Origin of the sequence: Clostridium lamae (assembly GCF_033043255.1) — a bacterium.
Classification (GTDB): Bacteria; Bacillota; Clostridia; order Clostridiales; family Clostridiaceae; genus Clostridium; species Clostridium lamae.
This window is the reverse complement of record NZ_JASCQJ010000003.1, coordinates 155,783-167,526: the sequence shown is the minus strand read 5'-3', so window position 1 is coordinate 167,526 and position 11,744 is coordinate 155,783. Positions and strand designations below refer to the sequence as shown.

General features: G+C 27.5%; 9 protein-coding genes and 1 other annotated feature (1 of these 10 cut by a window edge). Of the genes, 6 read left to right on the top strand and 3 right to left on the bottom strand.

From position 1 onward, the window contains the following. Positions 1 to 222: a binding site (T-box leader), on the top strand; it begins 10 nt to the left of the window's first position. Positions 223 to 336: 114 nt separating this feature from the next. Further along, entirely contained in the window at positions 337 to 867 is a 531-nt protein-coding gene (locus QK892_RS02880; protein WP_317272018.1) for a tryptophan transporter, read from the top strand. Between the two features lie 234 nt (positions 868 to 1,101). On the opposite strand, the gene QK892_RS02875 is transcribed toward QK892_RS02880, so the two are convergent. After that, positions 1,102 to 1,833 carry a polysaccharide deacetylase family protein gene (locus QK892_RS02875; RefSeq protein ID WP_317272060.1) on the bottom strand — a complete coding sequence of 244 codons (732 nt, stop codon included), beginning with the start codon at positions 1,831 to 1,833 and terminating at the stop codon, positions 1,102 to 1,104. 366 nt (positions 1,834 to 2,199) lie between these two features. Between QK892_RS02875 and QK892_RS02870 the strand changes: the two genes are divergently transcribed. From QK892_RS02870 to QK892_RS02855, 4 genes are all read left to right on the top strand, one after another. After that, positions 2,200 to 3,489 (top strand): uracil-xanthine permease family protein, encoded by a 1,290-nt coding sequence (locus tag QK892_RS02870; RefSeq protein ID WP_317272017.1) that lies wholly within the window; start codon positions 2,200 to 2,202, stop codon positions 3,487 to 3,489. Positions 3,490 to 3,616: 127 nt separating this feature from the next. Further along, positions 3,617 to 5,857, top strand: a complete 2,241-nt coding sequence (locus tag QK892_RS02865; protein WP_317272016.1) for a sensor domain-containing protein — start codon at positions 3,617 to 3,619, stop codon at positions 5,855 to 5,857. Positions 5,858 to 5,978: 121 nt separating this feature from the next. Further along, positions 5,979 to 6,818, top strand: a complete 840-nt coding sequence (locus QK892_RS02860) for a SpaA isopeptide-forming pilin-related protein (protein WP_317272015.1) — start codon at positions 5,979 to 5,981, stop codon at positions 6,816 to 6,818. A gap of 141 nt (positions 6,819 to 6,959) precedes the next feature. Beyond that, positions 6,960 to 7,406: a dUTP diphosphatase gene (locus tag QK892_RS02855; RefSeq protein ID WP_317272014.1), complete on the top strand. Its 447-nt coding sequence runs from the start codon at positions 6,960 to 6,962 to the stop codon at positions 7,404 to 7,406. A gap of 71 nt (positions 7,407 to 7,477) precedes the next feature. Here QK892_RS02855 and abc-f read toward each other — a convergent pair whose 3' ends face one another. After that, positions 7,478 to 9,394, bottom strand: coding sequence for a ribosomal protection-like ABC-F family protein (gene abc-f, locus QK892_RS02850; protein ID WP_317272013.1), 1,917 nt, complete (start codon positions 9,392 to 9,394; stop codon positions 7,478 to 7,480). Between the two features lie 292 nt (positions 9,395 to 9,686). Further along, a complete protein-coding gene (locus tag QK892_RS02845) occupies positions 9,687 to 10,904 on the bottom strand; it encodes a 6-phosphofructokinase (RefSeq protein WP_317272012.1) in 1,218 nt (405 codons plus the stop codon). Between the two features lie 189 nt (positions 10,905 to 11,093). Between QK892_RS02845 and QK892_RS02840 the strand changes: the two genes are divergently transcribed. After that, the gene (locus QK892_RS02840; RefSeq protein WP_317272011.1) at positions 11,094 to 11,648 is read left to right on the top strand and encodes a manganese efflux pump; all 555 of its coding nucleotides are present in this window, start codon (positions 11,094 to 11,096) and stop codon (positions 11,646 to 11,648) included. Positions 11,649 to 11,744 lie beyond the last annotated feature (96 nt).

Here is an 11,744-nt window from a genome sequence, read left to right as displayed (position 1 = left end):
TGATAAGGAATAGTAGCTATTATGTAATGTTTCAGAGAGCTGAAGGTGGTGAGATTTCAGTACTATAGCAAATAGTGAATGGGCCTTTGAGGAGTGATACGAAATTTATAAAAGTAGTTGATCCGTATGTCCCACGATATAGGGAATAGGGTATGTTAGTACCTGATTAGAGAGGCTTTTTAAAGCAATTTAGGTGGCAACGCGAATAATATCGTCCTATACATTTTGTATAGGGCGTTTTTTATTTTAATAATAAAGATAAAGGAGCTGGTAAATATGTTATGAAAGATAGGCGATGACAAAGTTTAAAAAAATTTTAATAAAAGGAGAATTGTTATGGATAAGAATATGAATGTAAAAAAAATGATATTAAATGCAATACTTATAGCACTAGGAGCTTTATTACATCAAATTACACCAGCTTTAGGATTACCAATGCAACCTGATTTTGCAATTGCTATGTTATTTATTATTATATTAATTAATAAAGATTATAAAACTACTTTAATATCAAGCATAATTATGGGGATTATAACTGCAATGACTACGAAGTTTCCAGGTGGACAACTACCTAATATTATAGACAAGCTAATTACAGCTCATGTAATTTATTTTATCTTTAAAGTAATGGGGAGTAAGGTAAGCGACAATATAAAAATATTAGTAGCACTAAGCTTTGGAACTATAGTTAGTGGGTTAACCTTCTTGGGATCAGCTAGTATAATTGTTGGACTACCTAGTAGTTTTATTACTTTAGTATCTCTAGTTGTATTGCCAGCAGTGCTGATGAATATCATTCTTGGCACGATATTATATAAATCAATAGTAGTAGCGATGAAAGCTACAAGGACCCTGGTTAGTAAATAAAATATTTTGCCCATTAATATATTTTAAATATGAAAGGTACAAGTTTTACTATTAAAAATTATACCTTTCTTTTTTATTTTTTAGAAATTTATAAAACGATTATCCTATGAATAACATCGATAATTCCGAATGAAATGATGAATTATTACCTTCAGTATAGAAGGATATAAATATCATATGATGGCGACTTGGAGTTTACGACGGAGCAAAGAATATGATATTTATATCCTTTTTTTATTTTTTAATAACCTTATAAATTTCAGGAGTAGTTTCGTCAATAGCTTTAAATACATATCCATTATTTTTATAGTATTTAATTATAGAAGGTAGAGCTTTAGCAGAAGTTTTATTTATAGAAGCACAATGCATTAAAACAACTACTGTATCTTCATTTTTGCAGGCTTTTCTAATAATACTTTCTGGAGAAGAGTTATAGTTAGCTCCATCCCCAGTATCTGCAGTCCAATCATAGATTTTAAAGTTATTATTGTGCAAAGAATCAACTAAGGCTTGAGTTAGCCTATAAGTACTATTATTACAGCCAAAAGGAAATCTTAGAATATTATATTTTTCTCCTGTGACATCATAAATGGCCTCTTGTGATTTTATCATTTCATTTAAAAAATTTTCATTACTGCAATAGAGTTTATTTCTATCATGAGTAAAACTATGAACTCCTATGCTATGTCCTTCATCCTTCATTCGTAGTAAGATATCTTCTTGTCCTTTTATTGATGATCCTATGACAAAAAATGTAGCTGGAACATCTTCTTTTTTTAAGGTATCTAAAATGGATTTTGTTACTTCGCCTCCTGGACCATCATCAAAGGTTAGATAAACAACCTTTTGTTTCATATTTTCTGAGGATGAATCCTCATTAATATCTGTAGCTAAAACGTTGTTTGATGATAGTAATAAACTCAAAAATATAAATATTATTAATTTTGATATCCTATTTGATTTAATCTTAATCACCTCCAGATTTCTTTATAATAGTAGTATTTCTAAAACTTAATTAAATAAATTATATATTATATAATTTTAATAAAAATTTTTATTGAAATTATAGTATAAAAATGATATAATTCCATAAAAAGAGATTCTTTAAATTAGTCCAGAGAGGCTTAAAAGAAGTTAATTTATAGGATAGCTATATACTTCTTTGGGTTTCCAAAGAAGTTTTTTATTTATTTTTATTAAAATCTTTAAAACTATGAGTAAATAACTTTAGTTATCGTATATACCTTTTAAAATAACCTTTTAAGTTAGTCCAGAGAGACTAAAAAGGGAGAAATTAAGGTTTCTCCTTATAAAAAATAAGGAGGTCATTGTATGACAGAATATGTAGAATCAAAACAAATTAAATCTTTAGGTAGCGTAAAAAAGAGCTTTATTAAAAGTGTTCTAGCACTTCAACATCTAATAGCAATGTTTGGAGCAACAGTTTTAGTACCAATAATAACTGGGATGGATCCATCAGTTGCATTATTATCAGCAGGAATTGGAACTCTAATATTTCATTTTTGTACTAAAGGAAAGGTTCCAGTATTCTTAGGTTCATCTTTTGCGTTTATACCTGTAATTGGGGTTGTTGCAAGTCAATATGGGGATTTAAGATATGCACAAGGTGGAATTTTTGTAGCTGGTATTGTTTACGTTATAGTATCATTCTTAGTAAAGAAAATAGGAGTTTCTAATATAAGAAAGGTTTTACCTGCACAAGTTGTTGGACCTATGATAATTGTAATAGGAGTAAATCTTATTCCAACAGCATTGGATATGGCTGGACTTAATTCATTTATAGCAGGAGAAGCTAATTCTACTATATCAATGTTAATTGCAATAATAACATTATCACTTGCTTTAGGCATTAAAAAGTTTTGTAATGGTCTTATATCACAATTATCAATTATAATTGCTGTTTTAATAGGATATGGTTTAAGTTTGGTCTTAGGGCTTGTAGATATTGCGGTAATTCAAGAAGCTAAAGTTTTAGCAATACCAAATTTTACATTGCCTAAGTTTGATTTTGGAGCAGTTATGGTAATAGTACCAGTAGTACTTGCTGTTTTTATGGAGCATGTAGGAGATATAACTACTAATGGAACAGTTGTTGGTGAAAATTTTATAGAAGATCCAGGTTTAAATAGGACTTTATTAGGTGATGGACTTGCTACTATAGCAGCATCATTAATAGGAGGTCCTGCAAACACAACATATGGAGAAAACACAGGTGTATTAGCAATTACTAAAAACTATGATCCATCAATTTTGAGATTGACTGCAATATTTGCAATAATGTTAGGATTTATAGATAAGTTTGGAGCTATTATTAGAACTATACCTGAAGCTGTTATGGGGGGAATTAGTGTAATGTTATTCTCAATGATAGCTATAGTAGGGGTTAATACGATTAAAAATGAAGGCGTTAAGTTTAATATAAAGAATATAATAGTAATGGGAGCAATTTTATTTATAGGATTATCAGGATTATTTATGAAAGAACCATTAGGTATTAATATAGTTGAAGGAGTAGCTATTTCAGGATTAAGTTTATCAGCAATAGTTGGAGTAATTTTAAATATATTATTAACTAAGATATCAAATATAATAAATAAATAATTTTTAAAGCAGGTAGAAGATTAATAGTTTTCTATCTGTTTTTTTAGTATATTTCAATAAAAAATATGTTAATAAGTGGAAGAGTGTGATAAAATGTTTATATTATATGACATTTAAGAAGGTATTGGTGATTAAGTTGAAAAAAAAGTATTTAACAAATATTTTATTGTTTTTTGCACCTGCTTTGGCTGTATTAATTATATCATCTAAATTTAATGGAATAAATATTATATTAATTATTATGTTATTAATAATTTTGATGCTAACAATAAATTTAGCTTATAAAAATAAAAAATATAAGAAGCTCTATAACTTAGCAGAGTCTAATAAAAGAAGATATAGAATGGCAATAGAAGCATTAGATGGTGCTATTTGGGAATGGAGTAGTGAAAATAATAAACTATTTATCTCTAAAAAAATTAAAGGAATACTTAAAATAAATAGAGATATAAATAATTTTGATGAATGGATATCATATATTTTAGAAGAAGAAAGAGAAGATATAAGAGTTTTTATTGAAAATATAATAAATAAAAGAATATTAGATAATTTTATTTTAGAACATAGTGTTATAGATACTAAAGGGAATAGATTATTTCTTAGTTTTCAAGGTAAAGGTAATGTTAAGGATAATATTTTTTATTTATCAGGATTTATTACGGATAATACCGAAAAAAGAATGATTGAGAATATTAATAAAGCTAATGAAAATAATACTAAGCTTGCTTTACAGGGATCTAAAGATATTGTATTCTGGTGGAACATAAATGAGAATATTATGTCTATAGGAAGTGATATAAAGAAATATTTAAATTTATCAGGGACAGGAGACATATTAATCCCAACGTCAACTTGGGAAAGCTACATAGTAAATGAAGATTTAAAAGAATATAAGAAGAATATAAATAATATCATTAAATCAGATAAAAATGAATTTTATACTCTTGAATACAGAATTTTAGGTAAAAATAATAAGGAATTCTGGGTTGAAAGTAAGGGGAAGAAAACTGTAGAGAAGAATGGTAGTATTTTTATTCATGGTGCAATATCAGAAATAACTAATAGAAAGAAAAGAGAACTAGAAATAAACTATTTAAGTTTTTATGATGAAGTAATAGGGATTCCTAATAGAAGATATTTTATGAAAGAAGCTAGTAGATTAATAAGAGAATCTTCTAATAAAAAGATAGCTTTTATTTTTATTGACTTAGATAATTTTAAATATGTAAATGATACGTATGGTCATGATTCAGGTGATGCGCTCTTATGTGAATTTTCAAGAATAATTTTAGATATGCAAATTGAAAATTCATTCTTATCTAGGTATGGTGGAGATGAATTTGTAATTGTTAAGAGTAATATTGAAGGTAATAATGAAATTAAAGTTATATTAGATAATATAATCAAAAAACTTAGCAATCCATTAATTATCAATAATAGAGAAATATATTGCACACTTAGCATAGGAGTTAGTATTTATCCTTTTGATGGAAAAGAACTTGGAGTATTATTAAAAAGATCTGATATGGCAATGTATTTAGCTAAAATTAATGGGAAAAATAGATACGAGTTCTTTGATTTGAAATTACTTGAAGTTTTAGATAGAGAATTTGAAATAGAAAAAGGGTTAAGAATAGCAATAGATAATGAGGAAATAAAGCTCGTATATCAACCTAAAATTAATATTAATACAGGCAAGGTAATAGGCTTTGAATCATTAGTAAGATGGCATAGTAAAACTCTTGGAATAGTATCTCCAAAGGAGTTTATACCTATTGCTGAAAGTTCTGGTTTAATAATTACTATTGGAAAATATATTATAGATGATAGCTTTAAAAAATGTAAAGAACTTTCTTTAAAGACTGATAAAAAATTTAAGATGGCTATAAATTTATCAGAAGTTCAGATTAGAGATGACGAAATAGTTGAATATATGGCAAAAAGTTTAAAAAAGTACAAGTTGGATGCTAGTTATATTGAACTGGAAATAACTGAAAGTATAATTATGAAGTCTGCAGAAAAAAATATTAAAACTTTAGAAAAGCTAAAAAAATTAGGAGTTACTTTAGCTTTAGATGACTTTGGAACTGGTTATTCATCTTTAAGTTATTTAAGAACCTTACCAATAGATGTTTTGAAAATTGATAAGAGTTTTATAGATGGAATTCTAATTGAAGAAAAGAGTGAATATATAATAAATAGTATAATAGATCTTTCGCATTATCTCAATTTATTGGTAGTTGCAGAGGGAGTAGAAACGAATGAACAATTGGAATACTTAAAAAAGAGTAAGTGTGACATAATACAAGGTTATTATTTTAGTAAACCTGTGGAATTTGAAGAAATTTGTAATATGATTATAGGGTAAAAGAAGTGTTATAAAGCACTTCTTTTTTATTACAATAATTTTTAAATAAATTTATATAAAATAATCACCAAGTAGAAGTTGAAATCGTATTATGTAACTATACTGCATTTTGGAGGGTGAAATGAAAATCGTAATAGATGACCAATATCATAGTGATGAAAATAAGAAATTTACAGTAGATCAAAATAAACAATTTACAGTAGATGAAAATGGCAATATTGACCTATTAATCAATATAGGTGAAACTTTAGGTGACAGTAACACTTTAGAAAGTAATAATAACATAAATTATACTGAAGGTGAAAATGTTATAGAAAGTGATTTTACTGAAATGGAAGACAAAATTAATAATATTGTCAAAAATAACAATGAAGAAATAATAAATAATTGTATTAAAGAAAATGATGAAGAAACAATAAGTAGTGGCACAGTAAAAATTGATCTAGAGGAACCAGGTGTAGGCAGCACTATTAATAGTGAAAATCCTTGGAAAGAAGAGAAATTTTCAAGAGATTATAATAGTATTTATGCAGAAATAGAAAGCAGCCTAGAAAAAAAATATGCAAATCAAAACGAAGTAGTAGATAGAGATGATACTAATTTAAGACCTATGCATATTAGATATGAAGAAAATAAAGGTTCAGAAGAAAAGGGTTCTATAAATGTATTTTCAAGGCTTGGTAATAAAGAGGGTGTAGAACTTAAAGGAGCTAGAATTAACTTATATTTATTAAATGGAGTTTCTCCAAAGCTATATGATTCAAAATTTACAGATGCATCAGGAAAGGTAGAATTCAACAATTTACCTAACGGATGCTATAGAATAATTGCAATTGTAGATAGAAGATTTTTTGAAAAACCAGTGTATTATAATTGGAACGAAGTAACAATAGACTCAAATAATAAAAATGCAAATGTCTTAGTAGTAAATAAAATAAAACCTGGATATTATAAAAGATAATTTTTTAAATTATAATATAATTTAAAAATAAAGCTCATAGCTTTTAATTAATAAACAGCTGTAAGCTTTATTTTTATTTGGAAGTAATTTAAAATAGTATTAGTGATTATAACTTTAATAGCAGTAGAAGGGAAGGTACATATGAAAATTAGAATAAAATATTTCGAAGGTGCTACAAAATTAAAAAAGATTTCCAAGGGAAATTGGATTGATGTTTATGCAAATGCAGATATTTTTGTACAGCAGGGGGAAAGAGCTATGATACCGCTAGGGTTTGCTTTAGAACTGCCAAGGGGATGGGAAGGACATCTAGCACCTAGAAGTTCAACATTTAAGACTTGGGGTATAATCCAAACAAATTCATTAGGAGTAGTAGATGATACTTACATAGGAGATAATGATCAATGGCATATGCCTGTATTTTGCTTAAAGGGTATGGATGAAGAAGCTCAAGGAACATGGATTAGAAGAGGTGATAAAATAGGTCAATTTAGAATAATGGAGGTTATGCCTGAGATAGAGTTTGAAGAAGTAGAGGCCTTCGGGAACATTGATAGAGGAGGATTTGGAACTACTGGAAAAAGATAAGAAGGAGATAGATATTATATTCTTTGCGACATCTTGGGTTCCAAGTCGCCAGAACATAAAAAATGGGGAAGCTATGCTAAGCTTTCCCATTCTTCATATAAAGAAGAAAGTTTTTCTTCTAAACTTTTAATTTCCTTACTAACTCTTTCGCTTTCTATTGGATTAGAGTACACTTCTTCAAGACAAAGTTGTTCTTGAAGAGAAACTAATGTATCTTCACTTTGAGAAATATCTTCTTCAATTTTTTTGATTCTAAGCTTTAAAGCTTTTTCTTCTTTCTCTTGTTCTTTCTTTTTCTTTTTCTCTTCCTTTAGCTGAGTTTTAGTTTTGCCATTGGCTAATTCTTCAAGCATTTCAAATCTATTTGGATTTATTTTCTTTTCTTGATAATAGCTATAGTTACCTAAGAATTCTTTAACACCATCCTCATTAAGTTCAAGTATTCTATTTATAACTTTATTTAAGAAATATCTATCATGGGATATAACCATTAGAGTACCATCATAAGTTAATAATGCATCTTCTAAGGCTTCTCTAGACATTATGTCTAAATGGTTTGTAGGTTCATCAAGTAAAAGTAAATTTGATCTAGAAAGCATTAGTTTTAATAAATTTATTCTGCATTTTTCTCCACCGCTTAATGTATTAATTACTTTGAAAACATCGTCACCAGTAAAAAGAAATGAAGCAAGTACACCTCTTAATTTAGATGTAGTTAATGTAGGGAATTCATCCCAAACTTCATCTATTATAGTTTTATCTAGATTTAGGTCTGATTGTTCTTGATCATAATATCCAACATTCACATTTGTTCCTAAAATTGTTTTACCAGAATCAGCTTCTATACTATTTAATATTATTTTTAGTAAAGTAGTCTTACCACGGCCATTTTCACCAATTAATGCAACTTTCTCACCTCTCTTTAGGTCAAAGTTAAGATTAGTAAATAATTTATTATCACCGTAGCTTTTAGATAAATTTTCAATATGAAGAACATCATGTCCGCTCTTTACTGAAGTTTCAAAATTAATCTTAGAAGCCTCTTTTTCTCTATCAGGAGCATCTATTTTTTCCATTTTTTCTAGAGCCTTTTCTCTACTTTCAGCAGCTCTTATACTTTTTTCTCTATTAAAGCTTCTAAACTTTTCTATTATAGCTTCTTGTCTTTTTATTTCAGCTTGTTGCAAATTATAAGCTTTTAATTGATTTTCATAATTTTTTTTCCTTAGTTCAAAGAATTTAGTATAAGCAACATTGTAGCAATTAACATGACCGTTGATTACTTCGAAAGTATTGTTAGTTACAGAATCTAAGAAAAATCTATCATGGGAAATTACTAAAACAGTTCCTTTATAGTTCTTTAAATACTCTTCAAGCCATTCAATAGCTTCTAAATCTAAATGGTTAGTAGGTTCGTCTAATAGAAGAATATCGGGATTTTTTAATAATAGCTTACAAAGTGAAACTCTAGTTTTTTGGCCACCACTTAATGTATGTATAGTTTTATTAAAATCTTCTTCTAAGAAACCAAGGCCTTTTAATACTCTAGATATCTCTCCCTTATATGTATATCCACCTTTATGAGAATAAAGATCTTGAAGTGTGGTATAATCTTTAATTACTTTTTCATGATAACTAGCATTACTTTCATCATATGGTTCTGCCATCTTCAATTCCAAAGTATGAAGCCTATTTTCAATATCTAATAGATCTTTAAAAACTAAGTTCATTTCGGAATATATATTATTATCTAAATCTAAGTCCACATGTTGAGATAAATAACCTATAGTTTTATTTTTATCAATAAAAATTTCTCCATCATCTTGAGTAATTTCCTTGGATATAATTTTGAATAGGGTAGATTTACCTTCACCATTACCACCGATGATACCAACTTTATCACCCTCATTTATAGAAAAAGTAACTTTTTTTAATACTTCTTGGATTCCATAACTTTTCGATATATCTTTACAACTTAAAACTACCATTTTTCCTCCTATACTAAAATAAGGTAATATATAAACTTACTTATTTACATAATTTCAAAATTAACAACTTTATTATACTCTATGGGGGTTATCTAAGCAAATATAGAAAAATGAAAGAATGAAAAAATGAAGGAATGGTTTAGAATGTAAAATGAAAAGTGAAAAATGTAGAATTAAGGAAAAAAACTCCTTACGGAGTTTTTAATAATTAATATATTTTTAGTAATTTAGAACAAATTACATCAATAATTCTACATTATTAATTTATAGCTGTTAAGACAGTTGGTTTTATTTATTTTTCTATAGTTTTAAATTTTGGTAAGTTATTTTCTATTACTAAGGATGGAGAACCTGAAATAAGTGGTAAGAAGTATTCTAATGCTTCTTCCTTAATATGATTTCCTTTCTCATTTATTAATTCCTTAGGAAAATATTTAACGTTATTTGCTATTTTGCAAGCTTCCACTAATGCATGAGATGTTTTATATGGTGAATTTGAATCTCTATTAATAGCAACCATATATCCACTATGGCCTTCTAAAGCAAATTTTAACGCTGAATATCCTACATCAAAGGCTTCTTGTAAATCTGTGTCTGAAGCACAGTGAATTGCACATCTTTGTAATACACCAAGCTCTAAAGATTTAACTCTGTTTGTTATTCCAGAACTAATTATTAAGTTCTTAAGGAAAGATCCAACTCCCCCTAACTGAGCATGACCAAATTTATCATGGGCTTGCCCCTTAACTTCTGTAATAAATTTGCCTTCAGAATTTCTAAGGCCTTCAGATACTACTATAAAAACTTTATTATTTTCTTGAAATTTCTTTCTTACATCTAAAAGAAAATCTTCTATACTAAATGCAACTTCAGGTAAATATATAAAATCTGCTACTGGTTGTTCGTTAATTCTAGCAACGCAAGCAGATGCTGCTAACCATCCAGTATCTCTGCCCATAGTCTCTAATATAAAAATACCGTTATTTATGTAAACTGAAGAATCCAAATATGTTTCAAGAGCTGTAGTTGCTATGAACTTTGCAGCACTACCAAAGCCAGGTGTATGATCTGTATACATTAAATCATTATCTATTGTCTTTGGAATTCCTATAAATTTAATATCAATATTGTTTTCTTTAGCATATTTTCCAAGCTTTGCAATAGTATCCATGGAGTCATTTCCACCAACATAGAAAAATGCTTTTATGTCATTTGATTTTAAAATATCTAAAAGTTTATCATATTCTTCAGTAGATTCTTCTAAATTTTTCATCTTATATCTACAAGAACCTAGTCCTGAGGATGGTGTGTATCTAAATGTATTAATATCATTGTCAGAAAAAGAAGATAAGTCTATAATGTTCCCATTTAAAATACCTTCTATCCCATTTAAACCTGCATATACTTTATTAAAGGCCTTAATATCTTTATTAGCATGTAGTAAACCTACTACGCTAGAGTTAATTACAGATGTTGGACCACCAGATTGTGCTACTATACAATTTGCCATTAAGTTACTCCCCTTTATAAAAAAATACGTAATGTGATATACAATTTAAAATATAACATACTCTATTTAATAATATACAATAAATTTGCTTTTAATGAAAGTACTAATTTATAAAAAAAATTACATAAATACTATACTTTATAAATATGTATAGGAAATAATTAAATATTTTGGAGGCGTTACAATAAAATGGAATTAAAAGATGTAATATTAATAGGGATAGCGATGTCCATGGATGCTTTAGGTCTTACAATTAGTTTGGGTATAAATCCCTATTTAGTTAAAAGAAATAAAATAAGATTTATATTATCTTTTTCTTTTTTTCAATTCTTATTTTTGTTTCTTGGGGGGGTAACTGGTAGATTTTTTGATACATATGTAGTTTCCATACCAAGTATGATAGGAGGAATTATAATCGCCCTAATAGGGCTAATTATGATAATATCAGCATTTAATAATAGTGATAAGGATGATTCACTGTTAATTAGTAAATCCATGCATATAATTTTAGGAATGTCAGTTAGTATTGATGCTTTAGTAGTAGGATTCACAGCTTTTTATCAAGTAAATCCAATCTTAACATTTATTGACTCAATATTAGTTGGTTTAATAACGTTATTTTTATGTACAACAGGATTCTTCCTATGTAGGTATGCAAGAAGAGTAGATTTTATATGTAAATATGCAGATATAATAGGCGGATTAATATTATTAGGACTTGGATTGGAAATGATAGTCTTTTAATTCTTTATAATTTTATATAATTAAAATCTGTTGAAACTATTTTCTTATTTAATAACCAACATAATAGTGCTATAATTATATAAAGATTATAACGTT